The organism is Ruania rhizosphaerae, from assembly GCF_009805705.1.
GTDB classification, from domain to species: Bacteria; Actinomycetota; Actinomycetes; order Actinomycetales; family Beutenbergiaceae; genus Ruania; species Ruania rhizosphaerae.
On the sequence record NZ_VSMB01000003.1, the window covers coordinates 386,444 to 413,382 of the forward strand.

At 69.2% G+C, this 26,939-nt stretch carries 19 protein-coding genes; 14 read left to right on the forward strand and 5 right to left on the reverse strand.

All coding sequences use genetic code 11. The annotated features are described in order from the left end of the window. Positions 1 to 6: 6 nt before the first annotated feature. Entirely contained in the window at positions 7 to 2,322 is a 2,316-nt protein-coding gene (locus FV560_RS07215; protein WP_159620819.1) for a RelA/SpoT family protein, read from the forward strand. A gap of 3 nt (positions 2,323 to 2,325) precedes the next feature. On the opposite strand, the gene FV560_RS07220 is transcribed toward FV560_RS07215, so the two are convergent. Continuing rightward, a complete protein-coding gene (locus tag FV560_RS07220) occupies positions 2,326 to 3,903 on the reverse strand; it encodes a DUF349 domain-containing protein (RefSeq protein WP_235019976.1) in 1,578 nt (525 codons plus the stop codon). Beyond that, positions 3,900 to 4,766 carry a peptidylprolyl isomerase gene (locus FV560_RS07225; RefSeq protein ID WP_235019977.1) on the reverse strand — a complete coding sequence of 289 codons (867 nt, stop codon included), beginning with the start codon at positions 4,764 to 4,766 and terminating at the stop codon, positions 3,900 to 3,902. The genes FV560_RS07220 and FV560_RS07225 overlap by 4 nt, the downstream gene beginning before the upstream one ends. 115 nt (positions 4,767 to 4,881) lie before the next feature. Here FV560_RS07225 and hisS point away from each other — a divergent pair, with 115 nt between their 5' ends. Then, the gene (gene hisS, locus FV560_RS07230) at positions 4,882 to 6,237 is read left to right on the forward strand and encodes a histidine--tRNA ligase (RefSeq protein ID WP_159620821.1); all 1,356 of its coding nucleotides are present in this window, start codon (positions 4,882 to 4,884) and stop codon (positions 6,235 to 6,237) included. Between the two features lie 3 nt (positions 6,238 to 6,240). Here hisS and FV560_RS07235 read toward each other — a convergent pair whose 3' ends face one another. Beyond that, positions 6,241 to 8,013: a DEAD/DEAH box helicase gene (locus tag FV560_RS07235; protein WP_235019978.1), complete on the reverse strand. Its 1,773-nt coding sequence runs from the start codon at positions 8,011 to 8,013 to the stop codon at positions 6,241 to 6,243. Positions 8,014 to 8,271: 258 nt separating this feature from the next. Between FV560_RS07235 and FV560_RS07240 the strand changes: the two genes are divergently transcribed. From FV560_RS07240 to FV560_RS07255, 4 genes are all read left to right on the forward strand, one after another. Then, a complete protein-coding gene (locus tag FV560_RS07240; RefSeq protein WP_159620823.1) occupies positions 8,272 to 9,966 on the forward strand; it encodes a dynamin family protein in 1,695 nt (564 codons plus the stop codon). Beyond that, complete coding sequence (locus FV560_RS07245) at positions 9,963 to 11,633, forward strand: GTPase (protein ID WP_159620824.1); 1,671 nt, start codon at positions 9,963 to 9,965, stop codon at positions 11,631 to 11,633. The genes FV560_RS07240 and FV560_RS07245 overlap by 4 nt, the downstream gene beginning before the upstream one ends. A 106-nt stretch (positions 11,634 to 11,739) precedes the next feature. Next, a complete protein-coding gene (aspS, locus tag FV560_RS07250) occupies positions 11,740 to 13,536 on the forward strand; it encodes an aspartate--tRNA ligase (RefSeq protein WP_159620825.1) in 1,797 nt (598 codons plus the stop codon). 4 nt (positions 13,537 to 13,540) lie between these two features. After that, positions 13,541 to 14,323: a GNAT family N-acetyltransferase gene (locus FV560_RS07255; protein WP_159620826.1), complete on the forward strand. Its 783-nt coding sequence runs from the start codon at positions 13,541 to 13,543 to the stop codon at positions 14,321 to 14,323. Positions 14,324 to 14,339: 16 nt separating this feature from the next. On the opposite strand, the gene FV560_RS07260 is transcribed toward FV560_RS07255, so the two are convergent. Next, the gene (locus tag FV560_RS07260) at positions 14,340 to 16,631 is read right to left on the reverse strand and encodes an MMPL family transporter (RefSeq protein WP_235019979.1); all 2,292 of its coding nucleotides are present in this window, start codon (positions 16,629 to 16,631) and stop codon (positions 14,340 to 14,342) included. A gap of 53 nt (positions 16,632 to 16,684) precedes the next feature. On the opposite strand from FV560_RS07260, the gene FV560_RS07265 reads away from it, so the two are divergent. The 8 genes from FV560_RS07265 (at position 16,685) to FV560_RS07300 (ending at position 24,982) form a co-directional block, all read left to right on the forward strand. Further along, positions 16,685 to 18,031 (forward strand): replication-associated recombination protein A, encoded by a 1,347-nt coding sequence (locus FV560_RS07265; RefSeq protein ID WP_159620828.1) that lies wholly within the window; start codon positions 16,685 to 16,687, stop codon positions 18,029 to 18,031. A 210-nt stretch (positions 18,032 to 18,241) separates the two neighbouring features. Next, a complete protein-coding gene (gene rpsD, locus FV560_RS07270) occupies positions 18,242 to 18,868 on the forward strand; it encodes a 30S ribosomal protein S4 (protein ID WP_159620829.1) in 627 nt (208 codons plus the stop codon). A gap of 135 nt (positions 18,869 to 19,003) precedes the next feature. Further along, positions 19,004 to 19,360, forward strand: a complete 357-nt coding sequence (locus tag FV560_RS07275; RefSeq protein WP_159620830.1) for a DUF948 domain-containing protein — start codon at positions 19,004 to 19,006, stop codon at positions 19,358 to 19,360. Continuing rightward, positions 19,357 to 19,671, forward strand: coding sequence for a hypothetical protein (locus FV560_RS07280; RefSeq protein WP_159620831.1), 315 nt, complete (start codon positions 19,357 to 19,359; stop codon positions 19,669 to 19,671). The genes FV560_RS07275 and FV560_RS07280 overlap by 4 nt, the downstream gene beginning before the upstream one ends. A 77-nt stretch (positions 19,672 to 19,748) precedes the next feature. Continuing rightward, on the forward strand, positions 19,749 to 22,448 hold the full coding sequence (alaS, locus tag FV560_RS07285; RefSeq protein WP_159620832.1) for an alanine--tRNA ligase: 2,700 nt from the start codon (positions 19,749 to 19,751) through the stop codon (positions 22,446 to 22,448). Then, positions 22,445 to 22,966, forward strand: coding sequence for a Holliday junction resolvase RuvX (gene ruvX / locus FV560_RS07290; protein WP_235019980.1), 522 nt, complete (start codon positions 22,445 to 22,447; stop codon positions 22,964 to 22,966). The genes alaS and ruvX overlap by 4 nt, the downstream gene beginning before the upstream one ends. Continuing rightward, complete coding sequence (mltG, locus tag FV560_RS07295; protein ID WP_159620833.1) at positions 22,963 to 24,108, forward strand: endolytic transglycosylase MltG; 1,146 nt, start codon at positions 22,963 to 22,965, stop codon at positions 24,106 to 24,108. Before ruvX ends, mltG begins: the two co-directional genes overlap by 4 nt. Positions 24,109 to 24,136: 28 nt before the next feature. After that, the gene (locus tag FV560_RS07300) at positions 24,137 to 24,982 is read left to right on the forward strand and encodes a shikimate dehydrogenase (RefSeq protein ID WP_235019981.1); all 846 of its coding nucleotides are present in this window, start codon (positions 24,137 to 24,139) and stop codon (positions 24,980 to 24,982) included. On the opposite strand, the gene FV560_RS07305 is transcribed toward FV560_RS07300, so the two are convergent. Next, on the reverse strand, positions 24,957 to 26,837 hold the full coding sequence (locus FV560_RS07305) for an HNH endonuclease signature motif containing protein (RefSeq protein WP_159620835.1): 1,881 nt from the start codon (positions 26,835 to 26,837) through the stop codon (positions 24,957 to 24,959). The two genes, FV560_RS07300 and FV560_RS07305, sit on opposite strands and share 26 nt — an antisense overlap. Between the last annotated feature and the right edge of the window lie 102 nt (positions 26,838 to 26,939).

The following is a 26,939-nucleotide window of genomic DNA, read 5'->3' on the forward strand; positions in this document are numbered from 1 at the left end:
GGGTAGATGAGTGAGGACGTGGCCCAGCAGCAGGAGACGGCGGGCGACAGCCGCGTGCCTCCCGTGCGGCCACGTTCGGGCCTGCTGCGCTTCGGCGGCCGCACCTCGAGTACGCCCGCCGCCCTCGACCCCTTGGTCTCCGTCGTCCGGAGCAATCACCCCAAGGGTGACATCACGCTGATTGAGCGTGCCTACCGTGTGGCCGAACGAGCGCACGCGGGCCAACTACGCAAGAGCGGCGACCCGTACATCACTCATCCGGTCGCCGTGGCGACCATCCTCGCCGAGCTCGGAATGACGCCGCCGACGCTGGCAGCCGCCCTGCTGCACGACACGGTCGAGGACACCAGCTATTCGCTGGAGGACCTACGGCAGGAGTTCGGGGACGAGATCGCGCTGCTGGTGGACGGCGTCACGAAGCTCGACAAGGTGCAGTACGGCGAGGCAGCCCAGGCCGAGACGGTGCGCAAGATGGTGATCGCCATGGCGCGAGACATCCGCGTGCTGGTGATCAAGCTGGCCGACCGGCTCCACAATGCTCGCACCTGGCGCTATGTCAACGCAGCCTCGGCGTCGAAGAAGGCCCGTGAAACCCTCGAGATCTACGCCCCCCTGGCGCACCGCCTGGGGATGAACACGATCAAGTGGGAGTTGGAGGATCTCTCCTTCGCCACTCTCTACCCGAAGGTCTTCGACGAGATCGTGCACCTCGTCGCCGAACGTGCACCGGCGCGAGAAGAGTTCCTGACCACGGTACGCACGCAGGTGGCCGAGGATCTGAAGGCAGCCAAGATCAAGGCGACGGTCACGGGCCGCCCCAAGCACTACTACTCGATCTACCAGAAGATGATCGTGCGCGGACGCGACTTCGCCGACATCTACGACCTGGTCGGGGTGCGGGTGCTGGTGGACTCGGTGCGGGATTGCTACGGCGCCCTCGGTGCGCTGCACGCGCGATGGAACCCGGTGCCGGGCCGGTTCAAGGACTACATCGCGATGCCGAAGTTCAACATGTACCAGTCCTTGCACACGACGGTGATCGGACCGACCGGTAAGCCGGTCGAGATCCAGATCCGCAGTCACGACATGCACCGCCGGGCCGAGTACGGTGTCGCAGCACACTGGAAGTACAAGGAGAGCAGCCGGACCGGGTCGAAGACCTCCGCCGAGGTGGATGCCATGCCGTGGCTGCGCCAGCTGGTGGACTGGCAGCGCGAGACGGCCGATCCGGGAGAGTTTCTCGATTCGCTCCGCTTCGAGATGTCCGGTGCGGAGGTCTACGTCTTCACCCCGAAGGGCGACGTGCTGTCGTTGCCGGGCGGATCGACCCCGGTCGACTTCGCCTACGCCGTGCACACCGAGGTGGGCCACCGCACCGTCGGTGCCCGGGTGAACGGCAGATTGGTACCGCTGGAGTCGACACTCGAGAACGGCGATACGGTCGAGGTGTTCACCTCCCGGGCCGAGGGTGCCGGCCCGAGCCAGGACTGGCTCACGTTCGTGAAGTCGCCTCGGGCACGGAACAAGATCCGTTCCTGGTTCAGCAAGGAGCGCCGCGAGGAGGCGGTCGATACCGGTAAGACGCTCATCGCGAAGGCGATGCGCAAGCAGAACCTGCCGATGCAGCGCCTGCTCAACCACGACACCCTCCTGACCGTCGCCGACGAGATGCACTATCCGGACGTGACGGCTCTGTACGCCGCCGTCGGAGAGGGACACGTCTCGGCCGCGAACGTCGTCTCCAAGCTGGTGGCCAACCTCGGCGGTGAGGATGGCCACGATGAGGACCTGGCGGAAATCACCCGCCCAGGAGCGCCGATGCGCCACGGTCGCGGTGGTGACCCGGGCATCATCGTCAAGGGGATGGACGCAGGGGAGACGTGGACGAAGCTCGCGAAGTGCTGCACACCCGTCCCAGGTGATCCGATCGTGGGGTTCGTGACCCGCGGCGCAGGCATCTCGGTGCACCTGGTCGACTGCGCGAACGTCGAGAGCCTACGCCGGCAGCCGGAGCGGATGATCGACGTCGAGTGGGCTCCCGGCACCCAGAGTGTGTTCCTGGTGCAGATCCAGGTGGAGGCGCTCGACCGCAACGGCCTGCTCTCGGACGTGACCAAGGTGCTCTCCGACAACCACGTGAACATCCTGTCCGCGAATGTGGCCACATCCCGAGACAGGGTGGCGATCTCCAAGTTCGTCTTCGAGATGGCTGAGCCGTCTCATCTGGGCCACGTGCTGCGCGCTGTTCGCGGTATCGACGGGGTGTTCGACGTCTTCCGCACCACCGGCTCCCGTTCGGACGGCCCGGTCAGCACTCCCTAGAGCTCACCGAGCGTCGTCGGCCGCGCGCAGCACCTGTTCCAGCCAGGCGCGGCGAGCGTTCAGGGCCTCCGTCGCAGAGGCCACTGCCTTCTGGTCACCGGACGCTTCGGCCTTGGCCAGGTCGTCCTCGAGCCCCGCGATCGACTCCTCGAGTTGAGCCGCCGCGCCCTCGGCCCGAGCGCGCACACGAGGATTCTTGCGCCGCCACTCCGCCTGGTCGGCATCGCGCACCGACTGCTCCACGGCGCGCATCCGCCCCTCGACTCGCTGGACGTCCCCGCGCGGTACCTTGCCCGCGGCTTCCCAGCGCTCCTGGATGTCGCGCAGGCGGGCCTTGGCGTCCTTGAGGTCGGTGACCGGGACGAGCGCCTCCGCCTCCTCCAGCAGAGCGAGCTTCACCTCGAGGTTCTGCCCGTACTCGGCATCGATCTGAGCATTCTGGGCGTTGCGTGCCTCGAAGAAGCGGTCCTGTGCGGCGCGGAACCGCGCCCAGAGGGCGTCGTCCTCCTTGCGGGCGGCCCGGCCCGCTGCCTTCCACTCGGCCATCAGGTCACGATAGGCGAGGGTGGTCGGACCCCAGTCGGTGGAGGCCGAGAGCGCCTCGGCACGCTCGATCAGCTTCTCCTTGATCTCCTTCGCCTCGGCATGCTGCTTGTCGAGCTCGGAGAAGAACTGCCGACGCTGCTTGTCGAACGCGGAGCGTGCGGCAGCGAACCGCTTCCACAAGGAGTCCTCGGTTGGCCGGTCCAGACGCGGCCCAGTCTTCTGGGCCACCTTCCAAGTCTCGAGGAGGTCGCGCAGCGCCTGGCCCTGCGTCTTCCACTGCACCCGGGAGGGGTCCATGGCGGCGATCTGCTCGGCCTGCTCGACGATCGCCGTTCGCTCGGCCAGAGCCTGCGCCTTGGCCTCCTCCCGTTCGGCCTGTACCTGCTGGCGCCGCTCCTTGGCGGCCTCCTTGAGCTCGTCGAAGCGGGCGCGCAACCCATCCAGGTCGCCGACAGCAGCCGGTTCAGCCAGAGCTTCGGCCAGGTTGTGCTGGGTGGTATCCAGATCCTTGACACTGAGCTGGCTGATCCGTGCTGCGAAGAGCTCCACCTGCGCCTTGAGGTCGAGGTAGCGGCGGATGTACAGCGAGAGAGCTTCGGCCTCGGGAACGTCGGGGAACTGCCCGACCGTACGTTCACCGCCTGCCTCCCGCACATACACGGTGCCATCGGGGTCCACCCGACCGAACTCGGTCGCGGCCGCGACGTCCGCAGGATCCATCGGCGGGGCCGTGGGGTCCGTCGTCGGCACCGCAGGCACACCGGGCACTGCCGGAGCAGGAGGTGCAGGCGGTGCTGCCGCCACTCCCGGTGCCCCGGCGGGCGGGTGCGGCCGCACCTTCGGCGCGAGGGCGGCAGGTGTGGGGATCGCCGACGGCTTGGGCGCCGGTGCCGGTGCCGGTGAAGGTGTTGGAGCGTCCGGGGCAGCCGGTGCCTGCTCGGCCACGTCGGCCTGGTCCGCGTTCGGAGTCGTCTCGGCCTGGTCGCTGCTCACGGAGTTCGCCTCGTCCTGGGGGTGGGCCTGCTGCTCGGTCACTGGATGTCCACACTCTCGATGATCACGTTCTGTGCTGGCCGGCCGTCCATACCGCCGTCTGCAGTCCCGGCGGCGCCGATCTGCTCCAGGAGGTCCAATCCCTGCGTCACCTCGCCGAACACGGTGTACCCACCGGCGCTGTCACTGGGCAGGGTCACCTCGCCGAAGACGAGGAAGAACTGCGATCCCATGCTCTCGCCGTCATTGCCCTGCCGGGCCATGGCCAGCGTGCCGGCCGGATACACGTCGTCGGCGGGAGCGTTCTCGATCGGGCCGAAGGAATAACCGGGCCCACCGGTCCCGGTAGCCGTCGGATCGCCGCACTGCAACAGCGAGTCCGGCAGCAGCCGGTGACACGCCGTCCCATCGAAGTAGCCGTCTCCCGCAAGCATGAGGAACGAGGCTACCGCCTGTGGTGCGTCGAGGCCGTCCAGCGTCACGGCGATCTCACCCATGCTGGTGCTGATCACGGCATTCCAGCTGGTGTCGAGGGAATCACCGGCCGGCGGCGGAGCGTCGTAGCTGCGTGGCTGCGTCGTAGGCAACGGATCCAGCGAATCGGTGGTGTCCGCGGGCGTACTCTCCGTGGCGGTGGGAGTGGACCCGGCATCGGGCACATCGTCCTGCTGACGGTTGAGCACGATCAGGGCAACGGCGACCACGGCGAGAACGACCACCACGACCGCGGCCACGATCCGGCGCTCACGGGCGACCTGTGCTGCCCGTTCCTGACGCGCCACACGCTTCTCGTGCCGTCGGCGGGCGTACTCCCGCTCCCGCTTGCTCGGGGACAAACCGGTCTCCTCTTCGTGGCCCTGGTGTGGGAGCGCGGACGCTCCGGCCCGCGCTCGGAGCGCGGGCACACGGTGGCGATTCTAGGGGAGGGTCTGCAACGCCCGTGCCTGAGACGTGCCTGCACACGGTCACGGGATGGTCACAACTGCACCACCACGCTCAGCCGATGGGACAATGCGGTCCATGGCTCGCATCTCACCCTTGTCCGGATTTCCAGAATGGCTCCCCGAAGGCCGTGCCGTCGAACACGCAGTCCTGGAGACGGTGCGCCGCACGTTCGAACTGCACGGTTTCGCCGGGATCCAGACGCGCGCGGTGGAGCCTCTCGAGCACCTGCTGCGCAAGGGAGAGACCTCGAAAGAGGTGTACGTGCTGCGGCGGCTGCAGGCTGAGGATTCCGGCACTGCGGACGAGGACGATCGCAATCACAAGGCACTGGGCCTGCACTTCGACCTGACCGTCCCGTTCGCACGGTACGTGCTGGAGAACTCCGGACGGCTGCAGTTTCCGTTCAAGCGGTACCAGGTGCAGTCGGTCTGGCGAGGCGAACGCCCGCAGGAGGGTCGCTTCCGGGAGTTCACCCAAGCCGATATCGACGTGGTCGGGTCCGGGGAACTGCCGTTCCACTTCGAGGTCGAGGTTCCACTCGTGATGGCGGAGGTGTTCGCCCGGCTGCAGCAGTTCGGCGTACCCCCGGTGCGGATCCAGGTCAACAACCGCAAGGTCGCGCAGGGGTTCTACGAGGCCATCGGCCTCGCTGACGTCGAGGGAGTGCTGCGGACCATCGACAAGCTCGACAAGATCGGACCCGAACGAGTCCTGGCGACCCTGCAGGAGGAGAACGGTGCCTCACCGGAACAGGCGGGGGCATGCCTGGATCTGGCGTCGATCTCCGGTACGGATGGCTCCATCGCCGATCGGGTGCTCGCCCTCGGTGCGCGCAGTGAGCTGCTGCAGGAAGGGCTCGAGGAACTGGTCACCCTCGTGGAGGCGGCACAGCAACGTGTGCCGGGCACGGTGGTCGCCGACCTGAAGATCGCCCGCGGCCTCGACTACTACACCGGCAGCGTGTACGAGACCACCCTCGTCGGGCACGAGCAACTCGGGTCGATCAGCTCCGGAGGCCGGTACGACTCCCTCGCCTCCGACGGTTCCTCGACCTACCCCGGTGTGGGGATGTCGATCGGTGTCACTCGCCTGGTCTCCCGCCTCCTCGGCGCCGATCTGGTGCGCGCCAGCCGGCCCGTGCCGACCGCCGTGCTGGTAGCCGTCACCGACGAACAGACCCGCACCGACAGCGACGCGGTCGCAGCCGCCCTGCGGCGTCGTGGCATCCCCACCGACGTCGCCCCATCCGCTGCGAAGTTCGGCAAGCAGATCCGTTTCGCCGATCGTCGCGGTATCCCGTTCGTCTGGTTCCCCTCTCCGGAGGGCCACCAGGTCAAGGACATCCGCAACGGAGATCAGGTCGACGCCGACGCGCAGACATGGGAGCCACCGGCGGCCGATCTCTGGCCGACGGTGGCTCCCACGATGTGATCCTCAGCGGTTCCCGCCGCTCCCCACAGGGCGACGGCCCCGGTGCTGAGCGCCGGGGCGTCGGCCCTCGGGCCGACCGCCGCGCTTCGTCGAGGCTGCCGGGCGTGCGCCCGCATTGCCCCGCGGTCCGGTATCCGGGCGAATGTGCAGGGACTGCCCCGCAACCCGGGCCTGGGCGATCCTGCGGGTGACGTCCGGGCTCAGGTCCGGCCCGATCTCCACCAGCGAGAAGCGGGAGAAGATGTCGATCTTGCCCAGATCGGAGCCCCGCAGACCGCCCTCACCGGTAATGGCACCGACGATGTCCTGCGGCCGCACTCCGTGGCTGTGGCCCACCGCGACCCGGTAGACCGATCCGTTGGCGGAACGCCGGGGACGACCGCTGGCTGACCGGCCACGATCGGAGCTGCTCTCGCGGTCGAAGGTCTGCTCGGCAGGAGAGGCCACCTCGTCCTGATCGTTCGCACGCGGACCCGCATCGCCCACCGCCAGGGCGAGCAGAGCTGCGGCGATCTCCATCGGATCACCGTCGGAGCCGACGCGCTCGGCGAGCTGGTCGCGATACATGTGCAACCGACCCGCGGTGATGCGCTCGGAGACCGAGTCAAGGACCGTCGCAGCACGATGGGCACTGACCTGCGCGGGGGTCGGGATGGGGACCTCGGTGAGGCTCGTGCGGGTGAGCCGTTCGATCTGGGTCAGGCGGCTGCGCTCACGCGGGGTGAAGAACGTCAGCGCGGTTCCGGACCGGCCGGCGCGACCGGTGCGTCCGATGCGGTGCACGTAGGCCTCGGCCTCACGAGGGACGTCGAAGTTCACGACGAGTCCCAGCTTCTCCACATCCAGCCCGCGGGCGGCGACATCGGTGGCCACGAGCACGCGGACACTGCCCGATCGCAGTCGCTCCACGATCCGCTCGCGTTCACGCTGAGCGACGTCACCACTGATGGTGGCGGCGCTGACGCCGCGTTCCAGGAGTGCACTGCCGACCTCCTCGGCCGTCTGGCGGGTGCGCACGAAGACGACCGCCGCCTCGGCGTCGGTGGTCGCGAGTACGCGGGCGAGTGCACCGACCTTGTGCCGGAAGGGCACGACGGCGTACGTCTGGGTGATCGTGTCCGTGGTCGAGGAGGGACGTGAGGTGGCGACCTCCGTGGGAGAGCTCATGTGGCGGCGCGCCACGGACCGGATCGCCGCCGGCATCGTCGCCGAGAACAGTGCCGTCTGGCGATCGGGAGCGGCGGCCGACAGGATCCGGTCGACATCCTCGGCGAACCCCATCCGGAGCATCTCGTCGGCCTCGTCGAGCACCAGCATCTGCACGGCGGAGAGGTTCAGTGCGCCCTTGTCGAGCATGTCGATCACGCGGCCCGGCGTCCCGACGACGACCTGCGCACCTTGTGCGAGCCCCCGCAGCTGGGGACCGTAGGGCGCGCCCCCGTAGATCGAGAGGACCTGCACACCGGCGTCACCGGTGAACGAGGCTGTGGCCTCGGCCACCTGGAGCGCCAGCTCCCGCGTGGGGGTGAGCACCAATGCCTGGACCTGACGGGCCGAGGTGTCCACCCGGGCCAGCATCGGAAGTGCGAAGGCGGCGGTCTTGCCGGTACCGGTCTGAGCGACGCCCACGAGGTCGCGCCCCTCCAGCAGCGGTGGGATCGCAGCGACCTGGATGTCGGTGGGCGTGGTGAAGCCCAGCGCCTCGATCGCTCGCAGGGAGGAGTCGGGAAGCCCGAGCTCGGCGAAGGAACGGACGGCAGCGGGCACGGAGGACACAACAGCAGAGGACACAAGAAGCCAATCGGGCAGGAGGGGCAAGAGACGGGGACTCGGTGGGAGGCCTCGGACCGGTCGGTCCTGCTCCGCGTCGGCCCTCACTCCATGCGCCGGTGTCGGCGTCTCCACGGCGGCTTTCCGCCAGGGGCCCGGTGCGGGATATGCACTCCAGGGATACGACGACCATCCTACGGGCTCGACCGCGTGAGATGGGGGAGCTGTGCGCAACGTCACGACACCGCCTGGCATGATCGAGCTATGGAAACCGAGCTGCGGAAGGTGCGTGACGCCGTCGCCGGCGCCCACCTGCCCCTGCAGACGCCGCCCGCCTCGGTGGCGAACGCGCACCGGGACCACCTGCTGGCCCAGCTCGACGACTATGTTCTGCCGCGGGCGGCTGCGCTCGATGCTCCGCTCCTGGTGGTCGTCGGCGGATCCACCGGCGCGGGCAAGTCGACGCTGGTCAACGCTCTCGTCGGCGAACCGGTGGCCACCACCGGGGCGTTGCGCCCGACCACCAGGGACCCGCTGCTGATCCATCACCCCAGCGACGCCGGCTGGTTCGTCCCGGCCAGGATCCTGCCGCATCTGGCCCGTCAGCGCGGGGACGGGACGCCGCAGGACCGTGGTGCCGGAGGCGTGGTGCGGCTCGTCGAGACCTCGGCAGTGGGGCCCGGGATCGCGCTGCTGGACGCACCTGACATCGACTCGGTGGTGGATGCGAACCGGGAACTTGCCGGGCAGCTGCTGGCAGCCGCCGATCTCTGGATCTTCGTGACCACAGCTCATCGGTACGCGGACGCGGTGCCATGGGAACTGCTGCGGGAAGCCGCGCGGCGAGACGTGGCTGTCGCGGTCGTGCTCGACCGGGTTCCACCCACGGTCAGGGACGAGGTGAGCGACGACCTGGCCACGATGCTCGAGGCCGAGGGGCTGGGGCAGGCGCCGCTGTTCCTGGTGGCCGAGTCCGAGCTCACCGACGGGATGCTGCCCGCGTCCGCGCTGTCCGGCCTCGCGCACTGGTTGGACCGACTGTCGGCAGATGGCGCTGCGCGGGCGCAGGTGGCGCGTCAGACGCTGCACGGCGCGGTCAGGGACGTGGCACGTGGCGCACTCGACCTCGCCGAGGCCGTCGAGAGCCAGCATCGCCTGAGCGAGGACCTCCGGGCCCGGGTGAGGGCTGCCTACGACACGTCGGACCTGCTCGGCACGCTCGCGGACGGTGCCCTGCTGCGCAGCGAGGTGCTCTCCCGCTGGCAGGACTTCGTGGGCACCGGCGAGTTCATCCGTTCGGTGGAGTCCACGGTCGGCAAGGCCCGGGACCGGATCACCGCGTTCGTGACCGGCAAGCCACAACCGGCGCGTCAGGTGGAGGACGCGATCGGGCACGGGGTGCTCGCGGTGCTGGTGGACCAGGCCAACACGGCCGCGGAGCGTACCTATCGCGGCCTGTCACAGGACCCCGCGGGCCGGGCCCTCGTGGCTGGTACCGACCTGGATGCCGCCTCGCCAGGGTTTGCCGAGCGTGCCGGTGAGGAGATCCGCGGCTGGCAGCACTACCTGCTGGAGCTGGTGCGCACCGAGGGGCAGGACAAGCGCACATCCGCCAGGATGCTGGCCTTCGGGGTCAACGGGGTGGCGGTGGTGCTGATGATCGTGGCGTTCGCGACCACCGGGGGCGCGTTGCTCGGGTCCGAGGTCGCGATCGCGGGTGGGGCGGCCGTCGTCGCCCAGAAGCTGCTGGAGGCGATCTTCGGCGATCAGGCGGTCCGCCGGCTCGCAGAGCAGGCCCGCGCTGACCTCGGCGATCGGGTGCACACGCTGTTCGCTGAGGAGCGTCGCCGCTACGAGGAGCTCCTGCCTGAGAGTGAGGCGATGGCGGGCTCGTCGGCCGCCCTGCGGGAGGCTGCTGCCGCCGCACAGACAGCGATCGACGCGGCGGAGCGCTCATGAGACGCCGTAACCTGGCGCTGACCGACCGGATCGGGGCACTGGGCGAGGCGGTCGAGGTGCTGGGGCCGGTGGCCGGACCGGGTGACCCCGCGATCAGCACAGCGCTCACCGGCGCGGAAGGAGTGCTGCAGCGGGCCGCAGAACGCGGTGGCCTCTCGGCCGCGCACACAGTTGTTGCCCTCGCGGGTGCCACCGGCAGCGGGAAGTCCTCACTCACCAACGCACTGGCCGGTCAGGAGGTGACCGCTGTCGGAGCCCGTCGGCCCACGACGGGGCACCCGGTCGCGGTGGTCTGGGGAACCGAACCCTCTGGGGCGCTGCTGGACTGGCTGGGCATCACCCGCCGGGTCGACGCCGTACCGACGAGCGACGTGCGCCTCGACGGATTGGTGCTGGTGGACCTGCCCGACATCGACTCGGTGAAGACCGATCACCACGACCGCGCGGCACGCCTGGCCGAACGCGTGGACATGCTCGTCTGGGTGCTCGATCCGCAGAAGTACGGCGACGCGGTGGTCCACCAGCAGTACCTGCGGCCCATGGCACGCCATGCCGAGGTCACCCTCGCCGTCCTGAACCAGGTGGATACGCTCGCTCCGGCGGACGCCCGCCAGGTCATCGGCGACCTCGGTGCCAAGCTCGCCGACGATGGCCTCTCCGGCGTGGCCGTCCTCGGGGTCTCCGCGCTCACTGGTGCGGGACTTCCAGATCTGCGCCGCCGGTTGGGCGACGTCGTCGCCAGGCGAGCGGCGGTGCAGGCACGCCTGACCGCCGATGTCGCCACCGCAGCGGACCGGCTGGCTCAGGCATGCCCGGCCGCAACCCCGGGCCGGATCACGCGTGCCGATCAGCGGCACCTGGTGGACCGGCTCAGTGAGGCCGGTGGTGTCGAGATGGTCGCGGCCGCCGTCGCCGGTTCCTATCGGTACCGCGCACGTCAACGAGCGGGATGGCCGGTGACTCGATGGCTGGGACGGTTCCGACCCGATCCGTTACGCCGCTTGCATCTCGGACGCCCGGCCAGCGAGATGCCTGTCAGCCAACAGGAGCCGATCGTGACCGTCTCCTCGGCCCCACCGGCCACGCCGGCGATACGTTCGCAGGCCGCGACCGCCCTCAGACGCCTCGCCGAGGCAAGCGCGGGTGAGACAACCGGGGTCTGGCGCGACCACCTGCGAGAGGGCGCCATGGCGCGGATCGACGATCTGCCGGACGCCCTCGACGCCGCGATCAGCTCACGCCGATCGGTGCATGAGCGCGATCCACGCTGGTTCGCCGTGCCGTCGGTGCTGCAGTGGCTGTGGTTCGCTGCGGCCATGACCGGCGCGTTGTGGCTGGGCGTGATCGCGGGTGTGCGCTACCTCGGCCTCCCATTGCCGTGGACGCCGCAGCTCGGTCCGGTCCCGGCACAGGATCCGTGGCCGGCCCTGCCGGCGCTGCCGTGGCCGACAGTCCTGCTGGTGGCAGGTCTGGTGCTGGGGGTGATCACCTCCGTCGGAGTGTGGCTGGCCGCGCGGATCGGAGCGGCCCGCAGGCGGCGCAGGACCCGGGCAGAGCTCGGGCGAGCGGTGGAGCGGGTGGCCGAGCACCTGGTGCTGGCCGAGGTGCGCGCCCGGATCGACACGGCCGAGCGGTACGCCCGGGCGGTCGAGCTCGCCCGTACCTGAGACCACCGGTGCCCGGGCGCGCGCGGGGCTTCGCGAGGGATCGCTGGGCATTAGGATCGTGGGGCGCCGCTCCGGCGCCACCACTCGAACGATCCGGAGGACTCTCGTGCTTCGCACCCACCAGGCCGGCATTCTGCGTGCCGGCGACATCGGCACCACCGTCACCCTGACCGGGTGGGTGGATCGTCGCCGGGATCATGGTGGGGTGGCATTCCTCGACCTGCGGGATTCCTCGGGGATCGTGCAGGTGGTAGTGCGGGACGAGGAGGTCGCCCACCCGCTGCGGTCGGAGTTCGTGCTGCAGGTGACCGGCGAGATCAGCGCGCGGCCTGAGGGCAACGCCAACCCGAACCTCGGTACCGGTGAGATCGAGGTGATCGCGAACGAGGTTCTCGTGCTGAACGAGAGCGCGCCGTTGCCGTTCCAGGTCTCGACCGCGATCGACGCGCAGGTCACCGTGGGCGAGGAGGTGCGCCTGGCGCACCGCTACTTGGACCTTCGCCGTCCCGGGCCGGCGTCGGCGATCCGGCTACGGTCGCAGGTGAACCGTGCCGCTCGGACCGTCCTCGACGAGGCGGGCTTCGTTGAGATCGAGACCCCCACCCTGACCCGTTCCACGCCGGAGGGGGCACGCGATTTCGTCGTGCCCGCGCGGCTCGCGCCCGGTTCCTGGTATGCGCTGCCGCAGTCGCCTCAGCTGTTCAAGCAGCTGCTCATGGTGGCCGGGATGGAGCGGTACTACCAGATCGCCCGCTGCTATCGCGATGAGGACTTCCGTGCGGACCGGCAGCCGGAGTTCACCCAGCTCGATGTGGAGATGAGCTTCGTCGACCAGGACGACGTGATCGCCCTCGCCGAGCAGATCCTCATCTCGCTGTGGAAGTTGATCGGATACGAGATCACCGCTCCGATCCCGCGGATGACCTATGCGGATGCGATGCGCCGCTACGGTACCGACAAGCCGGACCTGCGCTTCGGCCTGGAGCTGGTCGAGCTGACCGACTACTTCGCCGACACCCCGTTCCGGGTCTTCCAGGCCCCCTATGTGGGCGCGGTGGTGATGCCCGGTGGCGGCTCGCAGCCTCGCCGTCAGTTCGACGCGTGGCAGGAGTGGGCCAAGCAGCGCGGTGCCAAGGGGCTGGCGTATGTCACCGTGGCCGAGGACGGCGAGCTCGGCGGACCGGTGGCGAAGAACCTCTCCGAGGCCGAGCGTGCCGGCTTGGTGGAGGCCGTGGGCGCTCAGCCGGGTGACTGCGTGTTCTTCGCTGCGGGGAAGCAGTCCGAGTCGCGGGCCCTGCTGGGAGCCGCGCGGCTCGAGATCGGCCGGCGGCAGGAGCTGATCGATGAGTCTGCGTGGTCGTTCGTCTGGGTGGTCGACGCGCCGCTGTTCAAGCCCACGGGCGAGGACGACGACGTCGCGGTCGGCGGTGGCGCCTGGACGGCGGTGCATCACGCCTTCACGTCCCCGACGCCGGAGTGGATCGACACCTTCGAGTCGGACCCGGGCAGCGCGCTCGCGTACGCCTACGACATCGTCTGTAACGGCAACGAGATCGGCGGTGGTTCGATCCGTATCCACCGCAAGGACGTCCAGCAGCGGGTGTTCGAGGTGATGGGCATCGGCCAGGAAGAGGCCGAGGAGAAGTTCGGTTTCCTGCTGGAGGCGTTCTCCTATGGCGCCCCGCCCCATGGCGGGATCGCGTTCGGCTGGGACCGCATCGTGGCCCTGCTCTCGCGTGCGGACTCCATTCGCGATGTCATCGCCTTCCCGAAGTCCGGCGGCGGGTACGACCCGTTGACAGGTGCACCGGCCCCGATCTCCCCGCAGCAGCGCAAGGAGGCCGGGGTGGACGCCAAGCCTGAGCCGAAGGGCGAGGCACAGGCTCCCGCACCTGCGCAGTAGGCCCGTGACGGCGACCTTCCGCCGCCTGGGATCGCTCGCCGATCTTGGTGACCCCTGGTCGAGCCTGCCGGTACTGCGAGCGGACGTCCCGCGGTACCGGCAGGCGATCTGGTGGGCGACCCCCGAGGCGCTTGCCCTGAGCGTTGACGCGGGCGAATCCATGCGCTCCCTGGTCGGAGTGGGCCCGCCCGCCGGACTTGCTCGTGTGGTCGCCGAGGCGTTCACCCCCGACGGCGTCCCTCACCCCGGCAGTGGCATCTCACCCGGGCACGTGGCGGTGGTCAGTCTCACCCGGGGCACCTGGGATCTGCTTCCGGCGCCGGTGCGGGCGTCCTTGGGGACAACCAGGGCCAGCCACTGGGACTGGATGGTCAGCACCCGGGCGCCGGTGCATCAGGCGGGCGAGGATGAGGTGGTCGAACTCGATCTGTCCCGGGATCTGCCCGAGATGACCGCGCTACAGAAGTTGGTTCTCCCGGACACCTACACCCGCCTCGACAAGCCGGGGACACGGTGGTTCGGCTGGCGCGATCGCGGCGGTCGGCTCGGCGCGATGGCGGCGGCGAGCGGGTGGACCGACGAGGTGCACCTGGGTTCGATCGTCACCCACCCCGACCTGCGCCGTCGGGGGCTGGCAACGGCGGTCACGGCCGCAGTGACCCGGGACGGCCTGGCGGCCACGGGGCAGGTGAGCCTCGGGCTGTACGCCAGCAACGTGACGGCGAGACGGGTGTACCAGCGACTGGGCTTCACGCTCGCGCAGGAGTGGGAGAGCCGGCGCCCGTGAGGCGGTGCCGTGGGCGTCAGTGCGTGATGGCGATCCGGCGGTGCAGGGCGCGCAATGGCCGCGGAGCCCACCAGTTGCGGTGCCCCAGCAGCGTCATCGTGGCCGGCACCAGCAGCATCCGGACCAGAGTGGCATCGATGATCACGGTGACGGCCAGGGCAAACCCGGCCTGCTTGATGACGACCAACTCGCCGCTGACGAATCCGGCGAAGACCACGACGATCACGGCGGCGGCCGAGGTGATGATGCGACCCGACTGCTGCAGACCGTCGCGGACGGCGGCGTCGTTGCCTTCCCGGCCCCCCGGTCCGGCGTCGTAGAACTCCTTGATGCGGGCGATGAGGAAGACCTCGTAGTCCATCGCGAGCCCGAACCCGAAGGCGACGACCACTGCCACGACGTAGGACTCCAGGCCGCCGACCGGTTCGAACCCGAGCAGACCGCTGAGGTTGCCCTCCTGGAAGACCCAGGTGGTCACGCCCACCGAGGCGGCCAGGGAGAGGAGGTTCACCACCAGGGCCTTCGCGGGCACCAGTACCGATCCGGTCATCGCGAACAACAGGATGAAGGTGGCGAGCACCACCACACCCGCCGCGAGGGGGATTCCGGCGATCAGCGCCTCGGTGAAGTCGATCTGGTTGGCCGCTTGCCCGAACACCCAGTAGGTCGCCTCGGAGGACTCACGCAACTGGCGGATCTCATCCACGACGCCCTCGGCAGAGCTGCCCCCGGGGTCGACCGAGTCCGCCAGGTGCACTCCCAGCACCTCGTAGTCCTCGTCGAGGCTCTGCGGGGGATCGATCCGCTCGACACCGGCTATGTCGGCGATCTCATCGGAGAGTGTCTGCGCACCGCCGGACTCCACCAGCACCTGCACAGGGGCGTCGGCCAGGGCCGGGTACTGCTCGTCGAGGGTGTCGATCACCTCGCGTTGCTCGGTTCCGGGGGGCAGCATCTCGACTGTGGAGTTGCGCAGCTGCAGTCCCAGCAACGGGGAGGCGAGCAGCATCAGGACGGCGGCGGTGCCGATCATCACCCACCACGGATGCCGCTGGACGCGACCGGCCAGGGCGGAGAACAGCCCGCTCGAGGGTGCGGTCTCGCCGAACCTGCCCAGCACGGACCGCACGCCTGGAATACGGGAGAGGGCACTGGGGCGCAGCATCCGGCGGCCACGCCAGGCCAGCAGGGCGGGGACCAGGGTCAGGGCGGAGAGCACGGCGAGAGCCACGACGGACACGCCGGCCGCACCGAGCGAGCGGAGGATGTCGGGGCGCAGGAGCAGCAGACCGGCCACCGCGACCGCGACGGTGATCGCCGAGAAGGTGACGGTCCGGCCGGCTGTGGTCAGAGTGCGCCGCGTGGCGCGGATCACGGCTGCATCACCCCGGCCTTTGCGGCGCTCCCGGCGCACACGCCCCGTCGGGATCGGCCCGGTGGCGGCGAGCTGCGCCTCCTCCTCATCGACGGCTCGGCGGATCTCCTCCCGGAAGCGGGAGACGATCAGCAGCCCGTAGTCGATCGAGAGCCCCAGCCCCAGCACCGTGACGACGTTGACCACCACCGATTCCAGATCGATGACTGCCGAGAAACCCCACAGCACAGCAAGTCCGCCGGCGATCGAGGCGAGCGCACCCGCCAGTGGCATCCCGGCGGCGAGGAAGCCGCCGAAGACGACGACCATGATCAGCAGGGAGATCGGCAGAGCGACCATCTCGCCGGTGGTGAGGTCCTCCTCCATCTGGTGGATGATCGCGTCGGTGATGAGCGTGCCGCTGGTCAGTTGCGCCTCGGCACCGACGTCCTCGGCGAAGGTGCGCAGCTCGGCGAGGACGTCGTCGTGGGCTGTGGCCTCGGCGTCGGCGTCGAGGCCCGGGGCGAGCCCGACCGTGACGAGGAAGCCCGTGCCCTCCTCGGCCAGGAGCGCTGCTGCGGCCTCCGACTGCGGCCCACCGGGCACGATGAACGGATCGACGACAGTGTCGATGCGGTCATCGGCCAGCAGCACCGAGTGCAACCGGGCAGCGGCGCGTGAGGTCTCGGCGAGCGTCTCCGGGGAGTCCAGATCGACCCCGTTCATCACCGCCGTGACGCTCGCGCCCTCGTCGCCGGCGTCCTCGATGATGGTGCGGGCTTCCTGGCTCTCGGAGCCGGGTACGCGAGGCTCGCCGCTGTGCAGGCGCTCGAACAATCCACCGGCGCCGAATCCGGTCAGGGCGAGCGTGGCGGCGAGGGCTACGAGGATGACCCAGACGGCGACGATGCGACGAGGCGCGTGTGCGGTGAGAGCTCCGAGACGATCGAACACGTGCACATCATCGCAGGCGGGAGCGCCCGGTACGGGCGCGTAGGCTCTGGCGTGTGGATCTGTTCGAGGCAGCCGGGACCGACGACTCCGGGGTCCCACAGGCATCGTCGACGGCGCCGCTCGCCGTGCGGATGCGGCCGGCACGTCCGGAGGAGGTGCTCGGGCAAGCCCACCTGCTGGAGTCCGGTTCGCCGTTGCGGCGTCTCATCGACCCGCCCATCGCTGGTGCGCTGCCACCGTCATCGGTGGTGCTGTGGGGGCCTCCCGGCACGGGTAAGACCACATTGGCATATCTGGTGGCACACGTCTCCGGGCGGCGATTCGTGGAGTTGTCCGCCGTCACCGCGGGGGTGAAGGAGGTGCGGACGGTGATCGCGGATGCCCGGCGGCGCCTGGCCGGATCGGGTGAGGAGACGGTGCTCTTCATCGACGAGGTGCACCGCTTCTCCAAGACGCAGCAGGACGCACTGCTGCCCGCGGTGGAGAACCGGTGGGTGACGTTGATGGCCGCCACCACCGAGAATCCGTCCTTCTCAGTGATCTCGCCGTTGCTGTCACGGTCGATCATGCTGACGCTGCGTTCGTTGGAGACCGCTGACCTCGATGCGTTGATCACGCGTGCGCTGACCGATGAGCGCGGGCTGTCCGGTGAGGTGGAACTGGACGAGGAGGCCCGGGAGTACCTGCTGCGGCTCGCCGGCGGCGACGCGCGGAAGGCACTGACGATCCTCGAGGCTGCGGCGGGCACCGCGGTCGGGGCAGGAGCTGACAGCATCAGCCTGGACGCGATGGAGCGGGCGATCGACGTGGCCGCGGTCAGGTATGACCGCGCCGGCGATCAGCATTACGACGTGATCAGCGCCTTCATCAAGTCCATGCGCGGCAGCGATGTGGACGCGGCACTGCACTACCTCGCGAGGATGGTGGTGGCGGGGGAGGACCCCCGGTTCATCGCCCGCCGGGTCGTGATCGCTGCCTCGGAGGACGTCGGGATGGCCGACCCCACGGCGCTGCAGACGGCCGTGGCCGCGGCGCAGGCGGTTGCGCTGATCGGGATGCCCGAAGCGCGCATCATCTTGGCGCAGGCCGTGGTGCACGTCGCGAGTGCTCCGAAGTCGAACGCGTCCTATGCGGGGATCAACGCCGCCATCGCTGACGTGCAGGCCGGCAAGATCGGGCTCGTTCCGGCGCACCTGCGCGACTCGCACTACGCCGGCGCTCAGCGGATCGGCCACGGCGCCGGGTACGTGTACTCCCACGACGAACCGCACGGTGTGGCCCGGCAGGAGTACCTGCCGGAGGATCTCGCGGGAGCGCGCTACTACCAGCCCACCGATCGGGGTTTCGAACGTGCACTGACTGAGCGGCTCGATCGGATCCGGTCGATGCTGGGGCGCTGATCTGCCGTGCACGTGCCCCCGTGAGAACTGCCGGCGGTCACGATGGGGTAGAGTGTGGGGGTTGTCCGCACGGGCACGCCTGGGGTCTTAGCCGACGGATCGTTCCACTCGGAACGCCTCCCGGAGTTGGCCCCACACCCCGCTCCCCGCGAATTCGTCTCGCGGAGTGTGGTGTGACGTCATCATCGACACGACAGGAAGATTCGCCGCATGGCATCGCAGAACCGCACGCGCCGGCAGGTCCGGCTTTCCCGTTCGCTCGGACTGGCCCTGACCCCGAAGGCCGTCAAGTACTTCGAGAAGCGCCCCTACCCGCCGGGTGAGCACGGCCGCGCCCGTCGCCGGACCGACTCCGACTACGCCGTCCGTCTGAAGGAGAAGCAGCGTCTGCGCGCCCAGTACGGGCTCCGCGAGGCTCAGCTGCGCCGCGCCTTCGTCGAGGCCCGCCACGAGCAGGGCCTGACCGGTGAGTCGCTGGTCGAGCTGCTCGAGATGCGTCTGGACGCGCTGGTGCTGCGCGCCGGCTTCGGCCGCACCATCGCCCAGGCCCGTCAGGCGGTCGTGCACCGCCACATCCTCGTCGACGGCAAGTTGGTCGACCGTCCTTCCTTCCGGGTCAAGCCGGGTCAGGTCGTGCAGGTCAAGCCCCGCAGCCAGACGATGGTGCCGTTCCAGGTCGCCGCGGCCGGCGCCCACCGGGATGTCCTGCCCGCAGCGCCGGAGTACCTCGAGGTGCAGATCGAGAAGCTGCGCTTCGAGCTGACCCGCCGCCCGAAGCGTGCCGAGGTGCCGATCACCTGCGACGTGCAGCTGGTCGTCGAGCACTACTCGCGCTGATCCTCACGTGCGACGCCCCGGGCGAGGTCTTCACCGGCCATGCCCGGGGCGTTGTCGTCTCACGCGACGAGCCGTACGCCCGGTAGGGTCCACCCCAGAGCCTGTTCGCACGTCTCGGTAGGAGAACCACACCCCATGTCTGTAGGTGACATCGCCGGCCTCATCGCCGCGATCGCATTCGTGCTGCTGGTCGGCGCCCTCGCGGTGCCGTTGCTGAAACTGGGCCGGGTGATGGACGAGGCTCGCAAGAGCCTTGCGGACGTCACCGAGCACACGCTGCCCGTGATCGACGAGGCCGCGGTCACGATCAGCTCTACCAACAGCCAGATCAGCAAGGTCGATACCGTGACCACGGCGGCGGCGGAGGTGTCGACGAATGTCTCGGCGCTGACCTCCCTGGTGGCCGCGACGGTCGGTGCGCCGCTGATCAAGGTGGCCGCCTTCTCACTCGCCGTACGTGGCATGTTCGGCAAGGGGGAGAAGTCCAAGTGAAGCGACTCCTGTGGGTGGGTGTCGGCGTCGCCGTCACGGTGGTGGTCCTGCGCCAGATGGGGAAGGCAAACGAGCGCGTGGGCGCGATCGCCCACGCGGTGAGCCCGGCGGGACTGGCCGAGTCCGTCACGACGCTCGCTGTGGCCGCCCGTGATCTGACCGACCAGCTACGAGACTCCATGGCCGAGCACGAGGACAGATTGACGTCGGCACTGCTGCCGAGCGAGGAGGAGCAGGCGCGCGCTCGCCAGAACCGCGCTGCCCGGAACGCTCCGGCCCTCTGGCCGGACGACCTCGACGACACGCTCTAGCCCCTCACCCACGGGTGGCGCCCCACCCGGTGCCCCCTGGGTGCCCAGCCCCTGACGAAGCGACCGAACGAGAACCCATGCGTACCGCCGAGATCCGCAACCGCTGGCTGACCTACTTCGCCGACCGCGGTCACACCGTGGTGCCGAGCGCCCCGCTCGTTTCCCCGGACCCCTCGATCCTGTTCACGATCGCCGGGATGGTGCCGTTCATCCCGTACATCGTCGGCACGGAGAAGGCGCCGTACTCCCGGGCCGTCAGCGTCCAGAAGTGCATCCGCACCAACGACATCGAGAACGTGGGCGTCACCACCCGGCACGGCACGTTCTTCCAGATGTGCGGCAACTTCTCGTTCGGCGACTACTTCAAGACCGAGTCGATCGGGTTCTCCTGGGACCTGCTCACCTCGGGTGCGGACTCGGGCGGGTTCGAGCTGGACGGCGACCGGATCTGGGTCACCATCTGGAACGAGGACGCTGAGGCGGAGCGCGCTCTGCTCGACATCGGGGTGGATCCGCGGCACATCGTCAAGCTCGCCCGCGAAGAGAACTTCTGGGACACCGGACAGCCCGGTCCGGCCGGTCCTTGCGCGGAGTTCCACTACGACCGCGGTGCGGAGTACGGGCCGGAGGCCGAGGGCGGCACGGTTGACCCGGGTGGTGACCGGTACCTGGAGATCTACAACAACGTCTTCGACCAGTTCGTCCGCGGCCCCGGCACCGGCAAGGACTACGAGCTGCTGGGTGAGCTGGAGTGCAAGTCGATCGACACCGGTCTCGGCCTGGAGCGCCTCGCGTCGGTGCTGCAGGGGCGCGAGAACCTGTACGAGATCGACCAGACCTACCCGCTGATCCAGACCATGGAGGAACTCTCCGGAGCGCGGTACCTCCTCGGTCAGAACTCACCGGCCCCGGACCAGGTGCAGATGCGGGTGGTGGCCGACCACGTGCGCTCGGCCCTGATGCTGATCGGTGACGGCGTCCGGCCCGGCAATGATGGTCGCGGATACGTGCTGCGCCGGCTCATCCGCAGGGCCGTCCGTTCCGTGAAACTACTCGGCGTGGACGAGCCGGCCCTTCCGGTGCTGATGCCGGTGGCCAAGGACGCCATGGCGGAGTCCTACCCGGAGCTCGAGACGCAGTTCCCCACCATCAGCCAGGTGGCCTACGAGGAGGAGGAGGCGTTCCGCCGCACCCTCGCGGCAGGAACGACGATCCTGGACACAGCCGTGCAGCGGGCGAAGTCCGCCGGAGCGGGCACCCGCGTCCAGCTGCCGGGCAAGGAAGCGTTCGCGCTGCACGACACGTACGGCTTCCCGATCGACCTGACCCTGGAGATGGCGGCCGAGCAGGGTGTCGAGGTCGACGAGGCGGGATTCCGGTCCCTGATGTCGGAGCAACGCCAGCGTGCGCGTGCCGATGCGCTGGCCAAGAAGACCGGTCACGTGGACTCGGCCGTCTATCAGTCCTTCCTGACGGCACTCGGTGGCCCCGACACGTTCCTCGGCTACACCGATCACGCCGCCCAGGCGCGCGTCATCGGTCTCGTGGTGGATGGGACTGCCTCGCCTGTGGCCACCGCTCCGGCCGATGTTGAGGTCATCCTCGACCAGACCCCGTTCTACGCCGAGGCCGGTGGTCAGCTCGCCGACCAGGGCACCATCACCCTCGCCGGTGGTGGCGTCGTGGACGTGGCGGACGTGCAGTCCCCGGTGAAGGGGTTGCACGTGCACCGCGGAACGCTCACCGAGGGAACGATCACGGTGGACGAGCAGGCCGTGGCCACCATCGACAGCGACCGCCGCCGGGCGATCGCCCGGGCGCACACAGCGACCCACATGGTGCACAAGGCCCTGCACGAGTTCCTCGGCGAGCAGGCCACGCAGGCCGGGTCGGAGAACGCGCCCTCGCGGCTGCGGTTCGACTTCCGGCACGGGTCGTCGGTTCCGTCCTCGGTGATCTCCGAGATCGATCAGCGGGTGAATGAACGCCTGGCCGACAACCTGGACGTCACAGATGCCACGATGAGCCTGGACGAGGCGCGGGCCCAGGGTGCGATGGCCCTCTTCGGTGAGAAGTACGGCGAGCGCGTGCGGGTGGTCTCCATCGGCGGTGACTGGTCGAAGGAGCTGTGTGCGGGCACCCACGTGCAGCGTTCGGGCGATTTGGGGCTCGTGACGGTGCTGGGGGAGTCCTCGATCGGCTCGGGGGTACGCCGGATCGACGCCCTCGTGGGACAGGGCGCCTACGACAACCAGGCGAAGGCCCATGCCCTGGTCGGGCAGATCTCTCAGCTCGTGGGTGCGCGCGGGGAGGAGCTCCCGGAGCGTATCGAGACGATCCTGGGTCGCCTCAAGGATGCGGAGAAGGAGCTGGCCACGCTCCGGCAAGGGCAGCTCCTGGCCCGCGCGGGCGAGCTGGCCGCTTCGGCCACTGAGCACGGGGGAGTGCGCGCGGTCACCGCCACGCTGGGGCAGCTCACCTCCGCCGACGACGTCCGCTCGCTCGTTCTGGACGTGCGCGACCGGCTGGGGTCCTCTGCACCAGCTGTGGTTGCCTTGGGCGCGGTGGTCAAGGAACGTCCTGTGGTCGTGGTGGCCACCAACGACGGCGCACGTGCGGCTGGTGCAAAGGCCGGCGCTCTGGTGCGTACTGCTGCCACCAGGCTCGGCGGCGGCGGCGGGGGGAAGGATGACATCGCCCAGGGGGGCGGCACCGATGCCGGGACGCTGGAGGAGGCGCTGCGGGCTGTGGCCGCTGACCTGGACGCGTTGCCGTGACATTCCGCACAGGCGTGCGCATCGCCGTCGACGTCGGTTCGGTACGGATCGGCGTGGCACGGTGTGATCTGCACGGAATCCTTGCCTCCCCGGTCCGCACGGTGTCGCGGTCAGGGGAGCAGGAGGGGCTGCGCGAGCTTGCCGAGATCGTCGCCGAGTACGAGCCGATCGAGGTGCTCGTCGGACTGCCACGCAGCCTCGACGGCGGTGAAGGCCCCGCAGCACTCAGCGTGCGGGCGTATTGTGGGCCCCTGGTCCGGGCGGTCCGTCCGATCCCGGTTCGTCTCGTCGACGAGCGACTGACCACGGTGACAGCCCACCAGGTGCTGCATCAGGCCGGTCGCAAGTCGAAGCGGCACCGCGAGGTCGTGGACCAGGTGGCGGCGGTGACCATCCTGGAGGCAGCCCTCGACGCCGAACGACGTCAGGGACGGCCACCCGGTGAGATCGTCCCGGACCCGGATGGTGAGACTCAACCGGACGCTGACGTGGACGCTTCGACTCAGGAGGGCATGTGACCGACCTGTTCAACCAGGGTGCCGGCAATGCCGTCGACGCGCACGAGCGGCGCACGGCCGAGAGGCGCCGTCGAGCCCGGAAGCGAGCACAGCGGCGCCGGAACATCATCTCGTTCATCGTCATGATCGTCGCCCTCGGCCTGCTGGTCGGCGGTGGCTGGGTGCTGGTGCGCCCCTTGCTCAACCCCGACTCCGACCCCACCGCGGAGGTCACCGACTACCCGGGCCCGGGGTCCGGTGAGGTCGAGGTCGTCATCGAGGAGGGTTCCAGCGGCAGCGATATGGCCACGGCACTGGTCGAAGCCGATGTGGTGGCGACCCGGACGGCGTTCATCAATGAGTTCAACGCCAATCCTGACGCCGCCGGGATTCAGCCGGGCACGTACACGATGCTGCAGCAGATGAGTGCCGAGGACGCGGTCGCGACGATGCTTGATCCGGCCTCGCTGACCGGAAATCGGATCACCATTCCCGAAGGCTGGCGGGCCAGTCAGATCTACGAGCGGATCGCGCAGCGTCTAGAGATCGAGGTCAGCGAGGTCGAGGCAGCTGCGGACGAAGTCGCTGCCGACTACCTGCCTGACGTCGCCGGTGGCGATATGGAGGGGTGGCTCGCGGCGAGCACCTACAACATCCATCCGGAGGACGCGGCTGAGGATGTTCTCCAGTCGATGATCGACCGCACGGGGGAGATGCTGGACAGTCTCGAGGTGCCCGCTGACGATCGTCAGGACGTGCTGATCAAGGCATCGATCATTGAGGCTGAGGTCATCCGTGAGGATGAACGGGCTCGTGTTGCGCTAGTGATTGAGAACCGCCTCGACGGGTGCAGTGGCGACGGTCGACTCGGGATGGACTCGACGGTTGCCTACGGGCTGGGCATCACACTTGGTGAGGCATTGACGCAGGAACGTCTAGAGGCGGATACGTCGTACAACACCCGTATCAATCCAGGGCTTCCACCTGGTCCGATCGATTCTCCCGGACAGCAGTCGATCGAAGCGGTTCTTGACCCAGCTGAGGGGCAACTGTGCTACTTCGTCAGTGACCTCGATACGGGTGAGTCACTTTTCGCAGAGACCCTCGATGAGCACAACGAGAACCGAGCGATCATCAATGAACGCAGCAATGGTGATGACTGACCATGAACGGCACTGTCTCGTGGCTGGAGTGACGCGCCGCGCCGCCGTCCTCGGACACCCGGTGGCCCACTCACGTTCTCCTGTCCTCCACACGGCCGCCTACGATGCGCTCGGGCTGACCGACTGGGAGTATCAGCTCCACGATGTCGATGAGCACGAGCTGGCCGGGTTCCTGGAGGGACTCGACGACTCCTGGGCGGGCTTGTCGCTGACGATGCCGCTCAAGCACGAGGCGCTACGACTCGCGGACCATGTGGACGGCTTGGCCAAGGTGGTGGGAGCCGCGAATACGCTGCTCCGTCAGCCGGGCGGGTTGCTCGTGGCCGCCAACACCGACGTCCACGGCCTGGTGGCCTCGCTGCGGGAGGTAGCGCCTGCTGGGTGGCAGCCGCGTTCGGCCGTGATCGTCGGCGGTGGGGCGACGGCCTCGTCGGCACTGGCTGCCGTCGGCGAGTTGGGTGTCCATCACCCGGTGGTGCTGGCGCGGTCTCTTGCCCGGGTCGGTGCGGTGCGCCGAGCGGCGGCGAAGACCGGCCTCGATCCGGAGTACATCGCACTCGACCGGCCCGAAGCACCCGGCCTGCTGCGTTCGGCGGACATCGTGATCCTGACGCTGCCGCAACATGCGGCCGACCCACTCGCGGAGTGGCTCACCGGCGCCAACCTCTCACCATCGCAGGTGCTGCTCGACGCCGTCTACGCCGACTGGCCGACAGCTGCCGCGTCCGCCTGGGAGCAGGCGGGAGGAACCATCGCGAGCGGCTTCCTGATGCTGCTGCACCAGGCCTGCGAACAGGTGCGCCTCATGACCGGCCACGAGGCGCCCGTCGATGCGATGCGCCAGGCGCTCACGGCCTCCCTGGCGCGGGCCTGATTCCTGCAGCGTCCTCCTCTCCGGTCCAGGTGGCCGCCACATCATCGCGGAGTTGCTCACTGAGCGCCGTGTGGTCGCTGCGCTCAGGTAGCCGCACGTAGACGTGCCCCGTGCGAGTACGCCAGGTGGTGATCCCTGTCCACGCGTCGCGCTCGACCGAGAATGCGCGTTCGGTCTTGCCCTGATGGTGGTGGCGGCACAACGCCTGCAGATTCGTCTCCACGGTCTGCGCCCACGCAGGCACGGCCGGGTCGAACGGGACGATGTGGTCGATCTGGCACCGCCACGACGGCACGAGGCATCCCGGAAAGCAACACGTCCGGTCGCGATCGATGACCAGGGCGCGAAGGCGCCGCGACGGCACGTAGGAGTCCGTGCACACCAGCCCGAGATCCGTTCCCATCACAGTCACCGGATCAGTTCTCCTCATGCCGCGCGGGGGAGCACCTGGACCAGCACGAGACTCTGCAGCGCCACGCTCAGATGACCGATCGGTTGACGCTCCTCGGCCATCTGCAGCCGCCCGACCAGTGCCAAGTGATGGGTCGCCTCTCGGCTCCGGCGCGGTTTCTGAAGAGTGTGAGGTAGGTGACGAGTGTGACGTAGGTGAGGAGTGACTGACCTGGGCGTGTCCGCTCCCGCCGGACTGGTGTAGGCGCATCCACGCCACCGTCGCCCCCGGATCACTCCCGTCCGGCAGGTCCGGCGACCGGCGCCGCGGGAGGAACTCCCGCATCGGATCGAGGAGTTCCTGAAGCGTCGGCGCGGACGCCGGAGCCGCTCCTGTCTCAGGCGCAGCTCCGGTCGCGCCCTCGCCTGCCGCTGGGCGCCCTGCCAGTCGGCGCGCCGAGGAAGCCGAGATCGGCCCATATCCATGCAGCTCGGCAGGCGTCTCGTCATCGCCGGCGAGCACGGGGACTGTCGCCGTGACGTGGACGGCCGGGCGGCGGCCGTGCCGTTCGGGGAGTGTGCGCCCACCGGTGGTGAGGATCTCCTGGAAGATCTGGGTGAAGACGTCGGCGCGGCGCTGGTCCAGGGTGCGGTCATCGTCCGCGGTGGTGTCCGCGGCGAGGGTGTCGACGCAGGTGTAGGCAGCGACGGCTTCCGCGGCCGGCACGTAGGCGCCGACCCAGGCCATCTCGTGCCGCGTCGGTTCCAACATGACCCGCCGCCGGGCGTGGGCCTTCTCACGCCCACGCTGGGCTCCGGCCGGGTCGGCGGCGAGTACGGCCGCCTCCAGCTCGCGCCGCAGCTGCGGGGGCGTGTGCTCCTGCCCGTAGGCGGCTCCGTGCTCCTGAAGGGTGAGTGCGGCGGCCAGCTCCATCCCTTCGGTCGCGTCGGTGATCAGGTCCGCCTTGCGGGTCGTGATGAGCCCGCGCCCCAGTGCATCGGCCACGGCGGGCGCCTCGGCCAACGCGGCTGCGCGTCCGACCAGGGTCTCGGCCGCGTGGCCCGTGGTCGCCAACCGAAGCGCGATCTCATCGCGTGTGTGCGAGATCCCGCGTGAACCCTGCCGCCGTTCCATCAGCTCGGCGACGAATGCTGCCTGCAACGCGCCGGCTCGGTTCACGATCCGGTCCGCGGCGGCGATCAACTCGATCAGCAACCCCTCGTCCGGAGTCCTCATCCCGTCGACCTCGGCCTCCAGTAGGCCTAGCAGTTCCGCTCCGGCCGGAGCCTCAGCCACCACTTCTGCTGCTTGCGAGCAGGAGGCGTCGAACGACCACCCCGGTGTGCCGCGGTCCACGTCCCTCGCCGCATCCACCCGGCCACGCAGCGTGGCGAGGCCACCACCTGGGGAGGGGACGCCGTCGGGCCCCTCACCAGAGCGGGTGTGCGAGTGGTCTTCGAACATGTCCTTAGTTCACCACCGACCACTGACACTGGCGTTCTGGTGCGGATCTGGGCGTCAGCAGGCCGCTGTCCACAGGTCGGGTTTCCGTGTCAGCGGCGACGG